This is a genomic window from Caulobacter sp. CCUG 60055, assembly GCF_022750545.1.
In the GTDB taxonomy this organism is placed as follows: domain Bacteria; phylum Pseudomonadota; class Alphaproteobacteria; order Caulobacterales; family Caulobacteraceae; genus PUIC01.
The window spans coordinates 127,134-147,460 of the sequence record NZ_PUIC01000016.1; the positions used below are offsets into that span (position 1 = coordinate 127,134).

Consider the following 20,327-nt stretch of genomic DNA (forward strand, 5'->3'; position numbering starts at 1 on the left):
GTCGCCTTCAGGCCCGCCTCATAGTTCCATAGCGTCTCGGGACCGAAGCGACGCCGCTGCCGCCGCCGAGGCCGTCGGGGAAGCCGCCCCCAAATCGACCGGGCCGGATAGTCTTCTTGAGACAGCCGCCGCGAACCACCGCACCCTCCCTAGGACGCCCGCCGCTTGGTCGGCGGGTCTGCATTCCGATTTTCGTATCCATACCGCATATTCATAATTTCTGGCGAGGCTTCTGAATTGAGCCCGTCGCCCGGCTATGCTAGCCCGGTCGCATGACAGAGAGCATCGGTCTCGACGCCGTGATGGTCCCCGACCGACCCCAACCGAGCGCTCCCAAAACGGCGAAGGGGCGACAGACCCGCGAGGCGATCCTGGCCGCGCTTAAGCGGGTGCTTAACAGCCAAGGCTATCACGGGACCACCATCAGCCAGGTCGTCGCCGAGGCCGGCGTCCCCACGGGCTCGTTCTATCGCTACTTCGCCGGCAAGCCCGAAGCGACGGTGGAGCTGCTCGAACGGCTCCTCGACAACTATCTCGCCGCGATACCGGCGGCGCGCGACCTGCCGAGCTTCTGGGAGCGCGAGCTGGCGCTGCACCTGTCGCACGCCGGCCTCTATAAGTCCGACCGCGGCCTTCTGGGCTGCTACTTCACCTACGACACCAGCGTCCCGGCCTTCGCCAGCGCCTTCTGGGAGCACACCAAGGGCTTCCTGGACAGCCACATCCTGGCGCTCGCGGCCGTGCGCCCCGGCAGCGACCTGCCCGTCGCCCTGCTGCGCCCCGCCCTGCTGGCCCTGGTGTCGATGACTGAGAACGTGATCTTCCGGCGCTTCACCGGCAGGGACCCTGGACTGGGCCTGTCGGCGGAACAGTTGGTCTATGCGGTCCTGCGCCTGCGTCACCGCGCGCTGTTCCTGAGCGACCCTCCGCCCTCCACCGCTCCCGATCCGGACCCCGCCCCCGCGGGCGAAGGCCTCGCCGAGGCGGGCGCGCCCTTCGTCACCGATCCGACCGGACGCCGCAAGGATTCCCAGCTGACCCTGCAGAGGATGCGGCAGGCGACCCTGACCCTGCTCGACACCAGCGGCTACGAGGAGCTGCGGCTTTCCGACATCGAGGAGGCCAGCGGCCTGACCCGGGGCGCGATCTACCATCACTACAAGGACAAGCGCGAACTGGTGCTGTCGATCGTGTCCGAACGGCTGGCCGACATCACCCTGGCGCTGGAGCGGGTCGAGATCAGGCCCGGCGACGCCGCCTTCGCCTCCCTGCTCGCCCTGAACGCCGTCTTCGTCGACGCTTTCTCGGCCTCGCGAGCCCTGATGAAGACCCTCTATCACCTCGAAGAGGTCGACGCCGATTTCGGCGCCTACTACCAGCAGGTCCGCGGCGGCTGGGCGACGACGCTCGCCGAAAAGCTGGAAAGCCTCTGCGACGGCGCGATCCCCGCGCGCAAGGACATCGCCGCCTTCGCCTTCCTGGCCATGACCGACCGCTTCCTCTACGACATCTATTCGCTGCGCTACGACGAGTTCGAGGACCTGCGAGCCGCGCCGGACCAGGCCGCCCGCCTGCTGGCGCTGATCTGGCATCGCGCCCTGCTCGCCAGGAACCCATCCGTCCAGGTCTAAGCCTTCCGACGGGGCGACTCACCCCGCGACATGCCGCCCCCTTAGGCAGAACCGCTGTCGCCGACGCCCTGAACGGTGCTTGTCATGATCGTCATTTTATGAATATGAGGTATGACTATGAATTCTTGATCCGCGACGTTGGAGAACGCCTTGCTGCGCGAGCCCCCGCCCGAACTGCCCCGCATCGCCGACTATGCGGCCTGGCACGCCCGGCGCACGCCGGACGCCGAAGCCCTGGTGCTAGGGGAGCGCCGGGTCAGCTACGCCGGCCTCGACGCGGCGATCAACGACCTGGCCAAGGCCTTCATGGCGGCGGGCGTCGGCAAGGGCGACCGCGTCGCCACGCTTCAGACCCCGCACCCCGACTTTTTCGTCAGCTTCCTCGCCGCCACGACGATCGGGGCGATCTGGGTCGGCCTCAATCCACGCTACCGGCGACAGGAACTCGCCCACGTCCTGCGCGATTCCGCTCCGGCGCTGTTGCTGACCCGCACACGCATCGAGGATCGGGACTATAAGGACGACCTGCTCGAACTGAGCGCCGAAGGCGTCCTGCCGGCCCGCGTGGTGCTGTTCGCCGACGAACCCGCCCTGTCCGGCGCGGACAGCTTCGCGGCCTTCCTGGAGGCGGGCCGGGGGGTCAGCGACGCGGACCTGGCCGCCCGCCGCGACGCCTGCGGCGGCCGCGATCCGTGCCTGATCGTCTACACCTCTGGCAGCACCGGCAAGCCGAAGGGAGCCCTGCTCGATCAGGCCGCGATCATCGCCTTCAGCCTGGTTCAGAACCGCCTCTGGCCGGTGGAGCCGCTGCGCGTGCTCAACTTCCTGCCGATCAACCACATCGGCTGCGTGGTCGACCTGTCGACCCCCTGCCTGACGGCCGGCGGAACCATCGCCTTCATGGAGCAGTTCGATGCGGCCGCGTCGGTGCGCGCCATCGAGACGGAGCGACTGACCGCCGCCTTCTCGGTGCCCAGCGTCTTCGCCCTGCAGGCCGCCCTGCCCGAGTTCGACACGGTCGACCAGTCGAGCCTGCAACTGGCGGTCTGGGAAGGCGCGGCCATTCCCTCCGACACCCTGGAGCGGCTGGCGGCCGTCGCCCCCCGCCTGGCCACCAACTATTCGCTGACCGAAGCCCTGGCGATCACCATCGTCGAGCCGACCGTCGACCGCGACGTCCTGCTGCAGTCGGTGGGCTTTCCGTTCCCCGAGGTCGAGGTCCGGCTCATCGACGCCGACGGCCACGACGTCGCCGACGGCGAAGGGGGCGAGATCGTCGCCCGGTCGCCCTACCTGTTCTCGGGCTACTGGCGGCAGCCCGAAACGACGGCGGCGGCCTTCACGCCGGACGGCTTCTTCCGGACCGGCGACCTCGCCGTGCGCCGCCCCGACGGCCGCTACCGCATCGTCGGCAGGCTGAAGGAGATGTACAAGTCTGGCGGCTACAACGTGTATCCCCGCGAGGTCGAGGCCGCCATCGAGGAGCACCCCGCCGTGGCCCTCGCCGCCGTGGTCGCCGCGCCCGACCCCCTGTGGCAGGAGGTCGGCGTCGCCTATGTGACGCTGAACGCGGCGGCCGAGCCGGGCGACCTGGCCGAATGGTGCCGCGCCAGGCTGGCCAACTACAAGGTCCCCAAGAGGTTCTTCGTCGAGCCGGAGCTGCCGCTGCTGCCGATCGGCAAGGTCGACAAGGTCGCCCTGCGCGAGCGCGCCGCGCGCGCCGTCGAAGCCGACTGACGTCAGGAAGAAGCGCGCCGGCCCGCCGGCGACGCCCCGGAGCCTGTCCATGCGAACCGTGCTGGCAGCTGAAGGACGGTCTGGCGACCGTCACCCTGAACCGCCCCGAACGGCTGAACGGCGGCGTCAGGCGGCCAGGGGTGAGCGCCCCGCCGCCACAGCGCCGACCTTGAATCGGCCGACCAACTGCGCCAGCGTCCGGGCCTGTCCGGCCAGGGCGTGGCTGGCCGCGGTGGTCTGCTCGACCATGGCCGCGTTCTGCTGGGTGACCTGATCGACCTGGTTGATGGCGACGTTCACCTCGCTGAGGCCGGTCGACTGCTCGCGGGTCGAGGCCGAGATCTCGCGCATCAGCCCGTCGATGCTGCTGACCTCGCGGGCGATCTGGCGCAACACCTCCCCCGTGCGGCCGACAAGGTCGACGCCCTGCGCCACCTGGTCGGCCGAGGCCGAGATCAGCGACTTGATCTCCTTGGCGGCCTCGGCCGAACGCTGGGCCAGGGCCCGCACCTCGGAGGCGACCACCGCGAAGCCCTTGCCGGCGTCGCCGGCCCGCGCCGCCTCGACCCCGGCGTTGAGGGCCAGGAGATTGGTCTGGAAGGCGATCTCGTCGATCACCCCGATGATCTGATTGATCTGGGCCGAGCTGTCGGCGATCTGGGTCATCGCCGTCACGGTGCTGTTCACCACGGCGTTGGAAGCCTCCGCCTGGGCCTTGGAGGCGCTCACCACCTGCGCCGCCTCGCCCGCGCCCTGGGCGGTCTTGCGCACCGTCGCCGTCAGCTCGTCCACGGCGGCGGCCGTTTCCTCCAGGCTGGCCGCCTGGGTCTCCGTGCGCCGCGACAGGTCGTCGGCGGCGGCCGAGATCTCGCGCGCGCCGCTGTCGATGGCCGACACGTTGGCGGCGATGATCTGCACCGTCTCCTCCAGCTGGACGACGGCCGCATTGAAGTCGGCGCGCAGGCGCTCGTACTGCGACGCGAAGGCGTGCTCGATACGGCCGGTCAGGTCGCCGTCGGCCAGTCGCCGCAGCGCGCTGGCGAGGGAGTCGACCACCACCGACTGCTCGGCCGAAACCCTGGCCCGCTCGGCCTCGCTCTCCGCCCGCTCGGTCTCGGTTAGCTGCTGCCGGCGAGCGCTTTCGGCCTCCAGCTCAACCTTGGCTATGGACGCGGACTTGAAGGTCTCGACCCCGGCAGCGATCCGCCCGGTCTCGTTGCGGTCGGCGAGATGGGGCACGTTCACCGACAGGTCGCCGCCGGCGATCGCCTCCATCGCGCCCACGAGGTCCGAAATCCGCCCGGTCAGGGCGCGGGCGATGGTCCAGGCCATGAGCCCCGCCGCCAACAGGCACGCCGCCACGATCCCGAGATTGGCGGCCAGGGTTCGGATCAGATGCTCGATCCGCGCCTGCAGGAGGCGCAGCAACTCGCCGTCGGCCCGCGTCCAGGCCTCGCCCAACGCCGCCTGGGCCGTATCGCGCTTCACCGACAGGTCGCCGGCCGAGCCGCCCAGGGTCAGGCCGCCCTGGGCCTGGGCCTTCAGCTCGCCGACGGCCGTGTCCAGGGGCGCCAGCCAGGGTTTCAGCGCGCGGCGGGTGTCGCCGGCGGTGTTGTAGTCCATGGCCGAGGCGAGGTCGCTTTGGGCCCCGGCTTCGGCCGAGGTCATGCGGTCGATGGCGGCGGCGGCGCGGGCGATGCGCGCCGCCTCGTCCCCCTGCCCCGAGGCCGAGGACGCCACCTCGGACACCGCCCGCGCCATGGCCGGCAGGCGCGCGGTGACCGCGTCCATCACGTAGAAGCTGTCGAGGTCCGGATCGAGCGTCAGGTTGGAGGCGTCGGCGACCTTGTCGACCAGGGCCACGCCCGCCCGCAGGCGCTCCTGCGGCGTGGACGCCCCGGTCAGGGCCGCCGAGGCCTCGGCCGACTTGAAGACCGCGTCCTCGCGCGACGCCACCCCTTTGAACCGCTCCATCGCGGCGCCGTCGTCGCGGTCGTGGGCCGCGGCGTTGAGGACCGGCCAGAGGGCTTCGATGTAGCGCACGCCGGAGACCTCGCGCTCGGCGAAGGCGATGTCCTTCCAGCTTTGGTGGACGAACAAGCCGCTCAGCAAGGCGCAGGGCGCCGCGAACAGCAGGGCCAGCAGGGCCAGCCGCGCCCCGAACGACAGTCGCGAGTTGATGAATTTCATGGCGGCGTCCTCGATTGACGTCGCGACGCTGCCGGAGCCGAATTAACAAATTTCTATTTCATCAGTAATCATTCCGACGCGCTCAAGAACAGACAAGCAAATCGCTATCAAGATCCATTTCAGATTGCACCCGAGAGCTGTTTTTCTAGCGGCGATATGCTTAACCGGGCCGTCGCCGCTTTCAGCAGGGACGTTTTGTCGCAACGGCGAAAGCCGGCCTCGCTCGCCGCCGCCCCGGATGCCCGCGCGCGGTCGGGCGACGGCGCGCCTTCAATCCGCGGCCCCGGCGCGCTATGCAGGCGCCATGTCCAAGAGCACGCCCGCGACGGCCGCCCTGGCCAAGGCCGGGATCGCGTTCGAACTGCACACCTACGTCTACGACCCCACGGCCGACAGGGTCGGGCTGCAGGCGGCCGAGGCCCTGGGCTGCCCGCCGGGCCGGATGCTGAAGACGTTGATGGTCGAGATCGACGGCAAGCCGGCCTGCGTGGTGCTGCCCTCGGATCGCGAGGTCAGCATGAAGCGGCTGGCGGCGGCCGCCGGCGGCAAGGCGGCCCAGATGATGAAGCCCGCCGACGCCGAGCGCGTCACCGGCTACAAGGTCGGCGGCGTCAGCCCGTTCGGCCAGAAGCGTCGCGCGCCCGCCTTCGTCGAGGAGACGGCGCTCGACCTGGACTGGGTGTTCGTCAACGGCGGCCAACGCGGCCTGCAGATCCGCATCGCCCCCCGCGACCTCCTGACAGCGCTGGACGCCGTCGCGGCGGCGGTGATCGCCTAGCCCGCGGGCGTCAGCAGGCGCGCCAGGTCGTCGGCGTCCCAGTCCTGTTCAGGCCGCCGGGGCGCGGCGACCACCGGAACGCCGCCGCCGAACCCGCGAAACGCCGACACCGTCTCCTCGAACGGCGGGTTGTCGCCGGGGCTTTCGCTCACCACCATCGCGGCGACCGACAGCCCCCGCCCGCGCAGGGTCTCCAGCGCCGTCAGGCCGTGGCTGATCGCGCCCAGATAGGCGCCCGAGACCAGAAGGACCGGCGCGCCCAGCGCCTCCAGCAGGTCGAGCCCGGTGCGGCTGTCGTCGAGGGGCGACATCACCCCGCCAGCCATCTCGATCAGCAGCAGGCCCGAGGTCCCGGCGGCGCGCTCGCGGCAGCAGGCCAGCACGGCTTCGAACCGGAGGACGCGGCCTTCCAGCCATGCGGCCAAGGGCGGGGACAGCGGCGCGCGGTAACGGAACGGCGACATGCGCGCCAGGCTTTCGGGGGTCAGGGGCGCGCCGAGCGCCGCGATCAGGCGGGCCGGGTCGCTGCCTTGCGGCTGGTCGTCCTCGATGCCGCTGACCACCGGCTTCAGCGCCTCGACGGCGTGACCCCGGCGGCGCAAGGCGCGGATCAGGCCGGCGGCGACATAGGTCTTGCCGATGTCGGTGCCGGCCCCGGCGATCGCGATGACGGTCATGTCAGCCCGCCTCCCGCAACCGGACGACCTCGGCGGCCAGCCGCGCGATCTCGTCGTCCGGGTGGCCGGCGCTAAAGGCGATGCGCAACCGGGCGGTCCCGACGGGCACCGTCGGCGGCCGGATGGCCACCACCGAGAAGCCGGCCTCGGCCAGACGGCGGGACGCCGCGAGCGTCGCGTCGGCCTCCCCCAGGATCACGGGGACGACGGCGCTTTGCGCCTCGGGCAGACCGGCCAGGCGGGTGAACAGCCGGGCCTTGGCGATCGGCGCCGCGCAGAGGGCGGGGTCCGCTTCGATCAGGTCGAGAGCGGCCAGGGCCGAGGCCGCCACGGCCGGCGGCATGCCGGTGGAATAGACGAAGGTGCGGGCCCGCGTCTTGACCAGGTCCACCACCGCCTTGGAGGCGCAAAGATAGCCGCCGTAACCGCCGAGCGCCTTGGACAGGGTGCCGATCTGGAAGGGAATGCGCGCGGTAGGGAACAGAGCGGCGCTGCCCCGGCCGCCGCCGACCACGCCGACCCCGTGGGCGTCGTCGCTGAGCAACCAGGCGTCATGCGCGGCGCACAGGTCCGAGAGCTGGTCGAGCGGGGCGATGTCGCCGTCCATGGAGAATACGCCGTCGGTGGCCACCAGCACCTTCCCGGCGCCAGCCCGTCGCGTCGCCAGGAGGTCGGCCAGATGGGCGAGGTCGTTGTGGCGGAAGGCGGCCGCCTCGGCTCCCGACAGCTTGGCCCCCGCCCAGATGCAGGCGTGCGCCAGTTCGTCGACCAGCACCAGATCACCCGGCCCGACGAAAGTGGGGATGACCCCGGTATTGGCCAGGTAGCCCGAGCCGAACACGCACGCCGCCTTGGTGTTCTTGAACGCCGCCAGCCGCGCCTCCAGCCGCTCGACGACCGGATGGTCGCCGGTCACCAACCGAGAGGCCCCGGCCCCGGTCCCATGCGCCTCGACGGCGGCGACGGCGGCGGCCTTGAGCGCCGGGTGATGCGACAGGTTCAGATAGTCGTTGCAGGAGAAGGACAGCAGCCTGCGCCCGTCCCGCTCGATCCACAGCCCGTCCAGCCTCCGGGTCTCGACCAGGGTGCGCTTGAGGCTCTTGGCCTCCAGCGCGGCGAGCTTGGCTTCGGCGAAGGCTTGCAGGCTGTCCATGTCGGGAAAGGGTTCCGTTTGCGGAAGAAGCGCGCACCGCATAGCAAGACGCGGCGCGGGTGCAACGGAGGATTCCTGATGACGACCGAAACGCCGGACTGGCTGAGCGTCGGCGCACGTCACGTCTGGCGGCCCTATTGCCAGATGAAGACCGCCCCGGCGCCGCTGGCCGTCGCCCGCACCCAGGGCTGCCGGCTGATCCTGGAGGACGGTCGCGAACTGGTCGACGGGGTGGCCTCGTGGTGGACGGCCTGCCACGGCTACAATCATCCGCACATCGCCGCAGCCGTCCGCGAGCAGCTCGACCGCGCCCCGCACATGATGTTCGGCGGACTGGCGCACGAGCCGGCCTATCGCCTGGCCGCGCGGCTGGCCGCCCTGCTGCCCGGCGAGCTGGATCACGTCTTCTTCGCCGAGTCCGGTTCGGTCGCGGTCGAGATCGCCATGAAGATGGCCTTGCAATTCTGGATCAACAAAGGCGTCGGCGGCCGGAAGCGCTTCCTGTCGTTCCTCGGCGGCTATCACGGCGACACCCTGGCGACGATGAGCGTGTGCGACCCCGAGGAGGGCATGCACGCGCTGTTCAGCGGCGTGACGCCGGCGCAGCACGTCCGCCCCCTGCCCGTCGACGCGGCGAGCGAGGCGGCCCTCGACGACTTCCTGGCCGCCAGCGGCGGCGAAATCGCGGCCATGATCGTCGAGCCGCTGATCCAGGGGGCCGGCGGCATGCTTCTGCATACGCCCGAAACCCTGCGCCGGCTGCGCCGGCTCGCCGACCGGCACGACATCCTGCTCATCTTCGACGAGATCTTCACCGGCTTCGGGCGGACGGGAACCCTGTTCGCCATGGAGCAGGCCGGCGTCGAACCCGACATCGTCACCCTGTCCAAGGCGCTGACCGGCGGGACCTTGCCGCTGTCGGCGGCGGTCGCCAGCCGCAAGGTGTTCGAGGCGTTCTGGTCGGACGACGCCGGCGCCGCCCTGATGCACGGCCCCACCTACATGGGCAATCCGCTGGCCTGCGCCGCGGCGGCGGCCTCTCTCGACCTGTTCGAGCGCGGCGACTGGCGCGGACAGGTCGAGAAGCTGGCCCAGGCCTTGCGCGAAGGGCTGGAGCCGTGCCGCGCGCTGCCCGGCGTGCGCGATGTCAGGGTCCTGGGCGCGATGGGCGTCGTGGAGATGGACCGCCCCGTCGACGCGGCGCTGTCCGACAGGTTCGTGGCCGAAGGAGTCTGGATTCGCCCCTTCGGCCGCATCGTCTATCTGACCCCGGCGTTCGTCATCACCGACGAGGACCTGAAGGCCCTCGTCGGCGCGATCCGCAAGGTCCTGGCCGGCTGAGGATCAGCCGAAGCGGCCAGTGACGTAGTCCTGGGTGCGCTTGGCGCGCGGGGTGGTGAACACCTGCTCGGTGCGGCCGAACTCGACCAGCCGGCCTAGGTACATGAAGGCCGTATAGTCGCTGATCCGCGCCGCCTGGCCCATGTTGTGGGTGACGATGACGATGGTGTGGTCCTGCTTGAGCTGGGTGATGGTCTCTTCCAGCTTGGCGGTGGAGATCGGGTCCAGCGCCGAGGCCGGCTCGTCGAGCAGCAGGACCTCGGGGCGCACCGCGACGCCGCGGGCGACGCACAGCCGCTGTTGCTGGCCGCCCGACAGGCCGGTGCCGGGGCGCTTGAGCTTGTCCTTGACCTCGTCCCACAGGGCGGCGCGGCGCAGGGCCTCCTCGACGCGGTTGTCGAGTTCGGCCTTCGAGATGTTCTCGTACAGCCGGACCCCGAACGCCACGTTGTCGTAGATCGACATCGGGAACGGCGTCGGCTTCTGGAACACCATGCCGACCTTGGTGCGCAACCCGGCGATGTCGGCGCCGCGCGCCAGGATGTCCTTGCCGTCGAGGATGATCTGCCCCTCGGCCCGGTGCCCGGGATAGAGGTTGTAGATGCGGTTCAGCGCCCGCAGCAGGGTCGACTTGCCGCAGCCCGACGGCCCGATCAGGGCCGTGACCGCCTTGTCGGCGAACGGGATCGAGACCTCGTGCAGCGACTTGTGGTCGCCGTAGTAGAAGCTGAGGTCCTGGGTTTCGAGCTTGATGGTCTCGGCGGCGGGCGCCTCGACGATCAGGGCCTTTTCCACGGATTGGAGGGAGGTGGTCATTTGTCGCCCTCAGAAGAGATCGCGCGCACGAGCGTGTTGACGGCCAGGACGGCCACGGTGATCAGCAGGGCGCCGACCCAGGCCAGCCGCCGCCAGTCGTCATAGGGGGTCAGCGCATAGTTGAAGATCACGACCGGCAGATTGGACATCGGTTTGGTCATGTTCCAGTTGAAGAACTGGTTGTTCAGCGCCGTGAACAGCAGGGGCGCGGTCTCGCCGCTGATGCGGGCGAAGGCCAGCATCAGGCCGGTGAGCAGGCCGCCGCCGGCGGAGCGCCAGATGACCTTGCGGATCGTCACCCAGCGGGGCGCGCCGAGGGCGATGCCGGCCTCGCGCAGCGCCGTCGGCTGGAGATTGAGCACGTCTTCGGTGGCGCGGGTGACCACGGGCGCGGCGATCAGGGCCAGGGCGACGGCGCCCGCGAACCCGGAGAACCCGTGCAGCGGCCGCACCATCAGCTCGTAGACGAACAGACCGACCAGGATCGACGGGGCGGAGAGCAACACGTCGTTCATGAAGCGGACGACGCGGGCGTAGGGACTTTCCTTGCCGTACTCCGACAGCCAGGTGCCGGCCAGCACGCCGACCACCGCCGCCCCGAGCATGGCGAAGCCGCACAGCATCAGCGAGCCGAGGATGGCGTTGCGCAGGCCGCCGGTCGAGCCGGGCGCCGGGGTGTCCTTGGTGAAGACGTTGAGGTCGATGCCCTTGAAGCCCTGCCCGATCAGCGACCACAGGATCGCCGCCAGCGCGGCCAGGGCGATGAAGGTCACCAGGAAGCAGAAGCCGATGAAGACGGTGTTGGCCAGGGTGCGGCTGATGCGCTTGATATCCACGATCAGACCTCCTTGGCCGAGCCGAGCAGCGCGCGGGCGATGGCCAGCACGCTGAAGGTGATGAGGAACAGCACGAAGCCCAGGGCGACGAGGGCCGAGGTGTGCATGTCGCTGGTGGCCTCGGCGAACTCGTTGGCGATGGTCGAGGCGATGGTCGATCCGGAATCGAACAGCGACTTCGGGAAGCCGTGCGCGTTGCCGATGATGAAGGTCACCGCCATGGTCTCGCCCAGCGCGCGCCCCAGCCCCAGCATGACGGCGCCCACGGCGCTGCGGCGCACATGGGGAAGGGTCACCGACATGACGACCTCGAGCGGGGTCGCGCCAAGAGCGTAGGCGCTTTCACGCAAAGGCGGCGGCGTGTTGTGGAACAGCACCCTGAACATGGCCGCCATGTACGGCAAAATCATGATGGCCAGGATGATCGAGGCGCTGAGCACGCCCGAGCCGTTGGGAATGCCCGAGGTGAGGGTCTCCCAGATGCTGCCGGGCGGGGCCGCGGACATCAGCGGGATCTGCACCTTCTCGGCGAAGAACGGCGCGAAGACGAACAGGCCCCACATGCCGTAGACGATCGACGGCACGCCGGCCAGCAGCTCGACGGCGACGCCGATGGGCTTGCGCAGGATCGGCGGGCAGAACTCGGTGAGGAACACCGCCACGCCGAAGGCCACCGGCAGCGACATGGCCAGGGCCAGGATCGCCGAGACGATGGTCCCGACGATGGGGCCGGCGGCGCCGTAGACGTCCGTCACCGGGTTCCAGTGCGAGGTGGTGAAGAAGGCGAAACCGAACTTGTGGAAAGCGGGCCAGCCGCCGATGGCCAGCGACACCAGCACGCCGCCGAGGGCGACGAGCAGCAAGGTCGCGGCCGCCCCGCACAACAGCCGGAACGGCGTGTCGAGGGAGGTTCCCTTCGGAATTGCGCGTGACAGATCTGAGACGGCGTCGGTCATGAATCAGTTTAGGCGCGGAGACGTTTTACGTCCCCGCGCCCTCCCCTTATGCAAATTCGCTTAGCGCGAAGCGTAGACGGGCTTGCCGTCCGGACCCTTGACCTGGGCGGTCCAGGCCTTGCGGACGAGGCCTTTGACCGCGGCGGGCAGCGGCACGTAGTCGAGGTTGCCGGCCGCGCCGTCGCCATTCTTGTAAGCCCAGTCGAAGAAGCTCAGCACGCCCTTGCCGGTGGCGGCGTTCGCCTGTTGCTTATAGACCAGAATGAAGGTCGCGCCAGTGATCGGCCAGGACTTGGCGCCCGGCTGGTCGAGCAGCAGCAGGTAGAAGCCCGGAGCCTTGCTCCAGTCGCCGCCGGCGGCGGCGGCGGCGAAGTTCGCGGCCTGCGGGGCGACGAACTGGCCGTTCTTGTTCTGCAGCTGGGCGTAGGTCAGCTTGTTCTGCTTGGCGTAGGCGTATTCGACGTAGCCGATCGAGCCGGCGGTCTGCTTGACGAAGGCGGCGACGCCGTCGTTGCCCTTGCCGCCGATGCCGGTCGGCCATTCGACGGCGTCATTGGCGCCGACCTTCTGCTGCCAGGCCGGGCTCTTCATGGCCAGGTAGCTGGTGAACAGGAAGCTGGTGCCCGAGCCGTCCGAACGGTGAACGACGGTGATCGGCAGGTTGGGGAGCTTGACGCCCTTGTTCAGGTTGGCGATGCGCGGGTCGGCCCACTTCTTGATCTCGCCAAGGTAGATGTCGGCCAGCACGGCGCCGGTCAGCTTGACCTGGCCCGGCTGCACGCCCGGCAGGTTCATCACCGGCACGACGCCGCCGATGACGGTCGGGAATTGCATCAGGCCCGAGGCGTTGAGGTCGTCGGCCTTGAGCGGCTTGTCCGAAGCGCCGAAATCGACGGTCTTGGCCTTGATCTGCTTGATGCCGCCGCCCGAACCGATCGCCTGGTAGTTCAGGCCGACGCCGGTTTGCGCCTTATAGGTTTCCGCCCACTTGGCGTAGACGGGCGCGGGGAAGGTCGCGCCGGCGCCGGACAGGTCGGCGGCCTGCGCCGCGCCCCCGACAAGCAGGGCCGCGCCGAGGGCGACCGCGAGTTTCTTCAGCATGTGCTTAGGCTCCAATCAGCCGACGGCGGTTCCCCCCGTCGTAGAGGCCTCAGTAGGCAAGGACTGTAACAGGGATATGACACCCGAGTTCCTCGCCGCCCCGCCCCAGCGCCCCGACGCTCCGGCCACCTACACATTATAATAGGCGCCGAAGCGGCCGCGCGCTTTCGCCGCCTTGACTCTGAGCAAGGCCGCGCACCGCCGGCGGTCAAGACTGGGCCGACACTAAAACGTCATAAGACTGAGCCGATAGCGTCATCAATTCGAGGGCGCTCTGTCACAAATCTGGACTAACAGCCGCCTCAATCCCCATCCGCAGGAGATGGGGTCGAATCGAGGGGTTACCAATGAAGAACCAGATGACGCTGCTCGGCGGAGCGGCGCTCGGAGCGATGGTCGTCGCCTGCTTCGCAGCGCCGGCCGACGCCAAGACCGTCAAGCACAAGGCGCGCCCTCGCCCCGCCGCCAGCGCCCAGTCCGAAGAGATCCGCGAACTGCGCAAGCAGGTCCAGGCGTTGACCGACCGGCTGAACGCCCAGGAATCCGCCCAGCAGCAAACCCAGGCGCAGGCGCAGCAGGCCCAGGTCCAGGCCCAGGCCGCCGCCACCCAGGTTCAACAGGTTCAGGCTCAGGCCGACGCTTCGATCAAGACCATCCCGACCCAGGTCAGCAGCGCGGTCAGCGCCCTGCCCAAAGCCAAGCCGAGCTGGGCCGACAACACCAGCGTCAGCGGCCGGATGTTCTACAACCTCAGCAACGTCGAACAGAAGTCGGACGGCAAGAAGGTCGCGCCCAGCGGCTTCGGCCTCGACGTGAAGCGCTTCTATATCGGCGTTGATCACAAGTTCAACGACGTGTTCTCGGCCAACGTCACCACCGACTTCAACTACATCGCCGCCGACGGCGAGACCCAGCTGTTCATCAAGAAGGCCTATCTGCAGGCCAAGCTGTCCGACGCCCTGGTCGTAAGGGTCGGTTCGGCCGACCTGCCCTGGGTGCCGTTCGTCGAAGACCTCTACGGCTATCGCTACGTTGAAAACGTCCTGATCGACCGCACCAAGTTCGGCACCTCGGCCGACTGGGGCGTGCACGCCTCGGGCAAGTTCTTCGACGGCCACCTGAACTACGCCCTGTCGGTCGTGGACGGCGCCGGCTACAAGGCCCCGCTCCGCTCGAAGGGCATGGACGTCGAAGGCCGGGTCAACCTGAAGTTCGACAACGTCGTGCTGGCCGTCGGCGGCTACACCGGCAAGCTGGGCAAGGACACCCAGGGCGCGCTCACCTACCACACCGCCGAACGCTTCGACGCCCTGGCCGCCTACACGACCAACAAGTTCCGCGTCGGCGCCGAGTACTTCTCGGCCAGCGACTGGAACAACGTCACCACCGCCGCCGCCGACAAGTCGGAAGGCTATGGCGTGTTCGGCTCGTACAACTTCACCGATCAGATCGGCGTGTTCGGCCGCTATGACTGGGTGAAGCCGAAGAAGGATCAGGCGTCCTCGCTGAAGGACGACTATTTCAACATCGGCGCCAGCTACAGCCCCTACAAGAACGTCGACTTCTCGCTCGTCTACAAGCGTGACTCCGTCGACAACGGCACGGTCAGCACCTCGAACGGCGCGATCGGCGGCGTCAACAAGGGCACCTACGACGAAATCGGCGTGTTCGGTCAGCTCCGCTACTGATCGACGCCGTCCTCGCGACGCATGGAAGGGCCGCCCGCGAGGGCGGCCCTTCTTCGTTCAGGGGGGGGTCAGTGGACGGTCGACGAGGCGAGCCCGCGGAAATTCCAGGCCGGCGCCGCCTCCGCGCCGCGGCGGGTCTTCGGGAAGACGATCTCGAAGACCAGGCCGCCGTCGGCTTCCCGCACGTCGAAGCGGCCCTGCAGCTGGTCGGTCATCGCCGCGACGATCTGGCGGCCCAGGTCGTCCTGGAAGGCTCCGGCCATGTCGACCCGGCCGCTCGCCAGCACCAGCCGGTAGTCGTCGCCCTCGGCCGTCAGGGCGACGCGGACGCTGCCCTTGCCCGCCCGCGGCAGGCGCTGGAGCGCGCTGCGGAAACACTCGAACAGCAGCACCGCCAGAGAGGCGGCCTGATCCGACGGCAGCGCGACGCCGTGGTCCTCGACCAGAACCTCGACCGGCCGATGCTCGGCGGCCCCCAGGCAGCTTTCGAGAAGCTGCCTGGCGAACACGGCGAAGTCGGTGGCGCGGTCGCTTTCGCCGTACATGCTGCGATGGATGCGCGAGATCATCAGCGTCCGCTTGGACGCCTCGGTCAGGGCCTGGGAATAGCTGCGGTCGTAGACGTCGTTGGCCTGCCGCTGCAACAGGGCGGCGACGAGCTGCAGGTGGTTGGTGGCCCGCTCGTTGAACTCCCGGAACAGGTTGGCGTGTCCCTCGGCCAGCACCTCGGCGCGGGATCGCTCGCTGCGGAACTGCTGCAACGCCCGGGTCATGCCGGTGATAAAATAGATGTCGACCGCGCAGGTCACCGCGAAGAAACCCAGCGAGATCAGCGCCTGCGCCCCGACGATCAGCGAGAACGCCGGCGGCGCGAAAGCCCAGATCGCCAGCGCTCCCGAAAGGACGGCCGCCAGCGCCGCCGGCCGGGCGCCGGCGAAATAGGCGGTGATCACGATGACCGGATAGAAGGTCGAGAAGATGAAGCTGCCGGCGAACACCGGCGCCAGCGCCCAGCGCACGGCGAACGCCGCGCCGACCAACAGCAGGGCGGCGACATAGCGATGGTGGCCTTTCAGCCAGCCTTGGCCCGGCATGGCGCAGTCCTTTCACAAAACGCGGCGCGCCCCATCCCCGGACCGTCGCCGCGTGGCCTTATACGCTGCAAACCCCTCAAGCCGTCGCGGCGCGCGGCGATATTTCGCCCGCCGCGCCTTCGCGTTCGCGCAATTCCGCCTCGGCGGCCGCGATGTAGTCCCGCGTCAGCGGCGCGGCCGTGGGCCGCCGGGCGATCTGCAGCTGGAAGACGACGATGTCCTGATGCCGGAAGGCGGCCTCCGACAGCGCCAGATAGAACTCCCACATCCGGCAGAACCGCTCGTCGAACAAGGCCGACGCCTGCGCCCTCCGGGCCATGAAGGCCTCGCGCCAGGCCCGCAGCGTGTCGGCGTAGTGCAGCCGCAGGACCTCGACGTCGGTGATCGTCAGCCCGTTGCGCTCGACGGCGGAGACGATGTCGGAAAGCGACGGCAGGTGCCCGCCTGGGAAAATGTGCTTGGTCACCCACGGATTGGTCAGGCACGGCTCATCCGAGGTGCCGATGGTGTGCAGCAGCATCACCCCGTCGTCGGCCAGCAGTCGGCGGCAAGTCTTGAAGAAGGTCTCGTAGAAGGCCAGGCCGACATGCTCGAACATGCCCACCGAGACGATGCGGTCGAACCGCCCCTGCACCGCCCGATAGTCCTGGAGCTGGAACGACACCCGCCCGTCGAGCCCGCGCGCCGCCGTGCGTTCGCGGGCGGCGGCGATCTGTTCTTCCGACAGGGTGACGCCGACCACCTCGCCCGCCTGGGCCGTTTCGGCCAGATAACAGGCCATGCCGCCCCAGCCGCAGCCGATGTCGAGCACCCGGTCGCCGGGGCGCAGCGCCAGCTTGGCGGCGACATGGCGCTTCTTGGCCAGCTGGGCGTCGGCGAGGCTCTGGCCGGGATGCTCGAAATAGGCGCAGGAATATTGCCAGTCCGGATCCAGGAACAGCGCGTAGAGGTCGTCGCCCAGGTCGTAGTGGTGCGCGACGTTGCGGCGCGACCGGCCCGCCAGGTTACGCTGACGCCAGCGCGACAATCCCATGCGCCAGCGGTCCAGGAGCTTGATGAACCAGGGGTCCTCGGCGTCCAGGCTGTTCTGCAGGACGAGCGCCAGGAAGTCGTAGACCGTGCCCTGCTCGATGGTCAGGCGGCCGTCGGTGAACATCTCGCCGGTCTTGAGGTCCGGATCGAGCAGGACCGCCCATTGCGCCGCCGCGTCGTGGAAACGGGCCGTCGCCCTGGGCTCGGCGCCGTCGCCGAACTCCAGACGCTCGCCGTCGGCGGCGATGACGACCAGCGCGCCAGTCGTCACCATCGGGGTCAGGGCGCGCTGCAACAGACGCGACGCCAGCATGGCCGGGCTCCCTCGGCGGTTTTCGTCTTGTAGAGGGTAGCGCCAATGGAATCGCCGCCGCAACGGTTGCGGCGGCGACTCTTCGATCCCGCCCGGGATCAGCCGAGGTTCAGAGACTCGGCCACGGCGGCGTAAGTGACGCGGCCGCCCTGGATGTTGAGGCCGGCGGCGAAGCCGGGATCGTCGGCGAAGGCCTTCTCGACGCCCTTGTTGGCCAGGGCCGAGATATAGGGCGCCGTGGCCGCGCCCAGGGCGTAGGCCGAGGTCAGCGGTGCGGCGCCCGGCATGTTGGCCACGCAATAGTGGATGATGCCGTCGACGACATAGGTCGGGTCGGCGTGGGTGGTCGGCTTGCTGGTCTCGAAGCAGCCGCCCTGGTCGATGGCGACATCGACTAGCACCGCGCCCGGCTTCATGCGCGCGAGGTCGGCGCGGCTGACCAGCTTGGGCGCGGCGGCGCCGGGGATCAGCACGCAGCCGATGACCAGATCGGCGCCGTGGACCGCTTCGGTCACCGCGTCGGGCGTGGAATAGACCGTCTTCAGGCGGCCGCCGAACTGGTCGTCCAGCTCTTCCAGGCGCGGAGCGGAGATGTCGAACAGGGTGACGTCGGCGCGGTGGCCGATGGCCATTTCCGCCGCGTGCTTGCCGGCGACGCCGCCGCCCAGGATGACGACCTTGGCCGGCGGAACGCCCGGCGCGCCGCCCAGCAGCAGGCCGCGCCCGCCCGCCGGGCGCAGCAGCTGCACCGCGCCGACGTCGACGGCCATGCGGCCGGCCACCTGGCTCATCGGCGCCAGCAACGGCAGGCGGCCCTTGCGGTCGACGATGGTCTCATAGGCGATGGCCGTGCAGCCCGAGGCCATCAGGCCCTTGGTCTGCTCCAGGTCGGCCGCCAGGTGCAGGTAGGTGAACAGGATATGGTGCGGCTTCAGCCGCGCGATCTCGACCGCCTGCGGCTCCTTGACCTTGACGATCATCTCGGCGGCTTCGAACACGGCGTCAGCCGTCGGCAGCACCGTCGCGCCCGCCTCGACATAGGCCGCGTCGGATTGGCCGATGCCCGCGCCGGCGGCGGTCTCGACGAACACCTCATGGCCGTCGCGAACCAGCTGCCGGACGATGCCCGGCGTCGCCGCCACGCGGAACTCCAGCGTCTTGATCTCTTTGGGAACCCCGATGCGCATCCTCGCCTCCGCTTGTCGTTGCGTAAGCGGCAGGCTAGGCGGCCTGAGATTGCGATGTTCGCCTAAGAGCGATAAGAGCCAGAGGGATTTCGCAAGATTTCTGCGCGAATTTGGAATCCATGACGAAATCTGCGAGCAATTTCGACAGAACCGATCTGACGCTGCTGCGCAGCCTGCAGCGGGACGGCCGGGCCACCAACGCCGAACTGGCGAGGGACGCCAGCATGTCGGAGTCGGCCTGCCTGCGCCGCGTGCGGCTGCTGGAGGCCAACGGCGCCATCGAGCGCTATGCGGCGGTCATCAACCAGCAGGCGGTCGGCCTGCCGCTGAACGTCTTCATCACCATCACCCTGAACGGCCAGTCGGAGGCGGCGCTGCGCACCTTCGAAACCGAGATTGCCGCCGTGCCCGAGGTCATGGAGTGCTATCTGATGACCGGGTCCGCCGACTATCTCGTCCGGGTGGTCGCCCGCGACATCGACGACCTGGAGCGTATCCATTCCACCCGCCTGACCCGGCTGACCGGCGTGGCCCGCGTCACGTCCAGCATCGCCATGCGCCAGGTGATCAAGCGCGCGGAGCTTCCGATCCGTTGAGCGAGACCGGGCACGAGACTTGCGAAGCCGAACCCGATCCGTGCCAAAACGGATCGGACGACGGGACCTCGACCATGCCGCAGAACCTCAAGCAGCTGACCGCCTTGCGCTTCTTCGCCGCCGTCTGGGTGGTGGGCTATCACTACTGGCCGCATCTCGGCCTGGCGCGCCCGGCGGTTCTGGAGAAGGGCTATCTCGGCGTCGAGCTGTTCTTCGTCCTCTCCGGCTTCATCCTCAGCCACGTCTATCTGCAGGCGTTCGGCGAAAAGCAGCAGAGCTATCCGTCGTTCCTGTGGGCGCGGCTGGCCCGCATCTATCCGGTGCACATCGCCGTGCTCGGCGGCCTCGTCCTGCTGATGCTGGCCGCCGCCGTGCTCGGCCTAGACATCGGCGACCACGTGGCCATGTGGCGATCGCTGCCGGCCCAGGTCACCCTGACCCAGGCCTGGGGCCTGTCGCCCGACGGCGGCTGGAACCATCCCTCGTGGTCGATCTCGGCCGAATGGTTCGCCTATCTGACCTTCCCCGTCTTCGCCTGGGCGGCGTGGCGGCTGCGCGACCGGCCGCGCCTGGCGGTCGGCCTGGCCCTGGCCCTGGTGGTCGGCCTCTATGAAATCTACGGCGGCCTGACCGGCGAGTCGCTGACCCGCGCCACCATCACCTGGGGCGCGCTGCGCATCGTGCCGTGCTTCGCCTACGGCTGCGCGATCTACCTGCTGTGGCGCTCGGGCGTGTTCAAGCAGCGCGCGGCGTCGATCGCCTGCGCCGGCGCGGCGGCGGCGGCCGTGGTCGCGCTCACCCACTTCGGCGCGCCGGACTGGGCGACCACCGCGACCTTCGGCCTGCTGATCGCCAGCCTGGCCGGCATGGCCTCCAACGGCTCGCGTCTGCTGACCTCGAAGACCTGGGTCTATCTCGGCGAAGTCAGCTTCGCCCTCTACATGGTGTGCATCCCCTGGGAGCTGGTGTTCGGCGGCCTGGTCAACCGGGGCCTGCACCTCGACCCCGACAAGCTGCCCCTGGCCGCGTGGCTGGTCCTCTGCGCCGGCGCCCTGCCGGTGGCGATGGCGGCGCACCATCTGGTCGAGCGGCCCGCCCGCGAGATCATGCGCCGCTACGGGGTCCCCTTCTCGCGCGGCGGACGGGCGGCGGCGGCGGCCTGATCGGCCTCGACGGTCACGCCAAGGCTGGAACGCCCTTG

17 protein-coding genes are annotated in these 20,327 nt (G+C 69.3%); 7 read left to right on the top strand and 10 right to left on the bottom strand.

Going from position 1 to position 20,327, the window contains the following annotated elements; translation table 11 throughout:
• Positions 1 to 272: 272 nt before the first annotated feature.
• Together C5708_RS18010 and C5708_RS18015 are read left to right on the top strand one after the other, a co-directional pair.
• A complete protein-coding gene (locus tag C5708_RS18010; protein WP_242923239.1) occupies positions 273 to 1,631 on the top strand; it encodes a TetR/AcrR family transcriptional regulator in 1,359 nt (452 codons plus the stop codon).
• 150 nt (positions 1,632 to 1,781) lie between these two features.
• On the top strand, positions 1,782 to 3,368 hold the full coding sequence (locus tag C5708_RS18015) for a class I adenylate-forming enzyme family protein (RefSeq protein WP_242923241.1): 1,587 nt from the start codon (positions 1,782 to 1,784) through the stop codon (positions 3,366 to 3,368).
• Between the two features lie 126 nt (positions 3,369 to 3,494).
• Here the strand turns inward: C5708_RS18015 and C5708_RS18020 are convergent, their stop codons facing one another.
• Positions 3,495 to 5,558, bottom strand: a complete 2,064-nt coding sequence (locus C5708_RS18020; RefSeq protein WP_242923243.1) for a HAMP domain-containing methyl-accepting chemotaxis protein — start codon at positions 5,556 to 5,558, stop codon at positions 3,495 to 3,497.
• Between the two features lie 304 nt (positions 5,559 to 5,862).
• On the opposite strand from C5708_RS18020, the gene ybaK reads away from it, so the two are divergent.
• On the top strand, positions 5,863 to 6,336 hold the full coding sequence (gene ybaK, locus C5708_RS18025; protein WP_242923245.1) for a Cys-tRNA(Pro) deacylase: 474 nt from the start codon (positions 5,863 to 5,865) through the stop codon (positions 6,334 to 6,336).
• Here ybaK and bioD read toward each other — a convergent pair.
• Positions 6,333 to 7,013 (bottom strand): dethiobiotin synthase, encoded by a 681-nt coding sequence (bioD, locus tag C5708_RS18030; protein ID WP_242923247.1) that lies wholly within the window; start codon positions 7,011 to 7,013, stop codon positions 6,333 to 6,335. The genes ybaK and bioD overlap by 4 nt on opposite strands.
• A gap of 1 nt (position 7,014) precedes the next feature.
• Positions 7,015 to 8,166, bottom strand: coding sequence for an aminotransferase class I/II-fold pyridoxal phosphate-dependent enzyme (locus tag C5708_RS18035; RefSeq protein ID WP_242923249.1), 1,152 nt, complete (start codon positions 8,164 to 8,166; stop codon positions 7,015 to 7,017).
• Between the two features lie 78 nt (positions 8,167 to 8,244).
• Between C5708_RS18035 and C5708_RS18040 the strand changes: the two genes are divergently transcribed.
• Positions 8,245 to 9,507: an adenosylmethionine--8-amino-7-oxononanoate transaminase gene (locus C5708_RS18040; RefSeq protein WP_242923251.1), complete on the top strand. Its 1,263-nt coding sequence runs from the start codon at positions 8,245 to 8,247 to the stop codon at positions 9,505 to 9,507.
• A gap of 3 nt (positions 9,508 to 9,510) precedes the next feature.
• Here the strand turns inward: C5708_RS18040 and pstB are convergent, their stop codons facing one another.
• From pstB to pstS, 4 genes are read right to left on the bottom strand one after another with little or no spacing between them, the layout of a single operon-like run.
• On the bottom strand, positions 9,511 to 10,323 hold the full coding sequence (pstB, locus tag C5708_RS18045) for a phosphate ABC transporter ATP-binding protein PstB (RefSeq protein WP_242923253.1): 813 nt from the start codon (positions 10,321 to 10,323) through the stop codon (positions 9,511 to 9,513).
• The gene (pstA, locus tag C5708_RS18050) at positions 10,320 to 11,159 is read right to left on the bottom strand and encodes a phosphate ABC transporter permease PstA (RefSeq protein WP_242923255.1); all 840 of its coding nucleotides are present in this window, start codon (positions 11,157 to 11,159) and stop codon (positions 10,320 to 10,322) included. The genes pstB and pstA overlap by 4 nt, the downstream gene beginning before the upstream one ends.
• Before the next feature lie 2 nt (positions 11,160 to 11,161).
• Complete coding sequence (pstC, locus tag C5708_RS18055; RefSeq protein WP_242923257.1) at positions 11,162 to 12,115, bottom strand: phosphate ABC transporter permease subunit PstC; 954 nt, start codon at positions 12,113 to 12,115, stop codon at positions 11,162 to 11,164.
• 60 nt (positions 12,116 to 12,175) lie between these two features.
• Entirely contained in the window at positions 12,176 to 13,216 is a 1,041-nt protein-coding gene (gene pstS, locus C5708_RS18060) for a phosphate ABC transporter substrate-binding protein PstS (protein WP_242923259.1), read from the bottom strand.
• A gap of 347 nt (positions 13,217 to 13,563) precedes the next feature.
• On the opposite strand from pstS, the gene C5708_RS18065 reads away from it, so the two are divergent.
• Positions 13,564 to 14,904, top strand: coding sequence for a porin (locus C5708_RS18065; RefSeq protein WP_242923262.1), 1,341 nt, complete (start codon positions 13,564 to 13,566; stop codon positions 14,902 to 14,904).
• Between the two features lie 68 nt (positions 14,905 to 14,972).
• Here C5708_RS18065 and C5708_RS18070 read toward each other — a convergent pair whose 3' ends face one another.
• The 3 genes from C5708_RS18070 to ald form a co-directional block, all read right to left on the bottom strand.
• On the bottom strand, positions 14,973 to 15,998 hold the full coding sequence (locus tag C5708_RS18070) for a DUF4118 domain-containing protein (protein WP_242923264.1): 1,026 nt from the start codon (positions 15,996 to 15,998) through the stop codon (positions 14,973 to 14,975).
• A 76-nt stretch (positions 15,999 to 16,074) separates the two neighbouring features.
• Positions 16,075 to 17,343: a cyclopropane-fatty-acyl-phospholipid synthase family protein gene (locus C5708_RS18075; RefSeq protein WP_242923266.1), complete on the bottom strand. Its 1,269-nt coding sequence runs from the start codon at positions 17,341 to 17,343 to the stop codon at positions 16,075 to 16,077.
• A 98-nt stretch (positions 17,344 to 17,441) separates the two neighbouring features.
• Positions 17,442 to 18,530: an alanine dehydrogenase gene (gene ald, locus C5708_RS18080; RefSeq protein WP_242923267.1), complete on the bottom strand. Its 1,089-nt coding sequence runs from the start codon at positions 18,528 to 18,530 to the stop codon at positions 17,442 to 17,444.
• Positions 18,531 to 18,649: 119 nt separating this feature from the next.
• Here ald and C5708_RS18085 point away from each other — a divergent pair, with 119 nt between their 5' ends.
• Together C5708_RS18085 and C5708_RS18090 are read left to right on the top strand one after the other, a co-directional pair.
• A complete protein-coding gene (locus C5708_RS18085) occupies positions 18,650 to 19,126 on the top strand; it encodes an Lrp/AsnC family transcriptional regulator (RefSeq protein WP_242923268.1) in 477 nt (158 codons plus the stop codon).
• Complete coding sequence (locus tag C5708_RS18090; RefSeq protein WP_347567030.1) at positions 19,123 to 20,289, top strand: acyltransferase; 1,167 nt, start codon at positions 19,123 to 19,125, stop codon at positions 20,287 to 20,289. The genes C5708_RS18085 and C5708_RS18090 overlap by 4 nt, the downstream gene beginning before the upstream one ends.
• The last annotated feature ends 38 nt before the right edge of the window (positions 20,290 to 20,327 follow it).

What these genes read in the sequence shown, in the direction of transcription:
- C5708_RS18010 (WP_242923239.1), top strand. Translation starts at nt 273, where the DNA reads ATGACAGAGAGCATCGGTCTCGACGCCGTGATGGTCCCCGACCGACCC.
- C5708_RS18020 (WP_242923243.1), bottom strand. Translation starts at nt 5,558, where the DNA reads ATGAAATTCATCAACTCGCGACTGTCGTTCGGGGCGCGGCTGGCCCTG.
- ybaK (WP_242923245.1), top strand. Translation starts at nt 5,863, where the DNA reads ATGTCCAAGAGCACGCCCGCGACGGCCGCCCTGGCCAAGGCCGGGATC.
- bioD (WP_242923247.1), bottom strand. Translation starts at nt 7,013, where the DNA reads ATGACCGTCATCGCGATCGCCGGGGCCGGCACCGACATCGGCAAGACC.
- C5708_RS18035 (WP_242923249.1), bottom strand. Translation starts at nt 8,166, where the DNA reads ATGGACAGCCTGCAAGCCTTCGCCGAAGCCAAGCTCGCCGCGCTGGAG.
- C5708_RS18040 (WP_242923251.1), top strand. Translation starts at nt 8,245, where the DNA reads ATGACGACCGAAACGCCGGACTGGCTGAGCGTCGGCGCACGTCACGTC.
- pstB (WP_242923253.1), bottom strand. Translation starts at nt 10,323, where the DNA reads ATGACCACCTCCCTCCAATCCGTGGAAAAGGCCCTGATCGTCGAGGCG.
- pstC (WP_242923257.1), bottom strand. Translation starts at nt 12,115, where the DNA reads ATGACCGACGCCGTCTCAGATCTGTCACGCGCAATTCCGAAGGGAACC.
- pstS (WP_242923259.1), bottom strand. Translation starts at nt 13,216, where the DNA reads ATGCTGAAGAAACTCGCGGTCGCCCTCGGCGCGGCCCTGCTTGTCGGG.
- C5708_RS18065 (WP_242923262.1), top strand. Translation starts at nt 13,564, where the DNA reads ATGAAGAACCAGATGACGCTGCTCGGCGGAGCGGCGCTCGGAGCGATG.
- C5708_RS18070 (WP_242923264.1), bottom strand. Translation starts at nt 15,998, where the DNA reads ATGCCGGGCCAAGGCTGGCTGAAAGGCCACCATCGCTATGTCGCCGCC.
- C5708_RS18075 (WP_242923266.1), bottom strand. Translation starts at nt 17,343, where the DNA reads ATGCTGGCGTCGCGTCTGTTGCAGCGCGCCCTGACCCCGATGGTGACG.
- ald (WP_242923267.1), bottom strand. Translation starts at nt 18,530, where the DNA reads ATGCGCATCGGGGTTCCCAAAGAGATCAAGACGCTGGAGTTCCGCGTG.
- C5708_RS18085 (WP_242923268.1), top strand. Translation starts at nt 18,650, where the DNA reads ATGACGAAATCTGCGAGCAATTTCGACAGAACCGATCTGACGCTGCTG.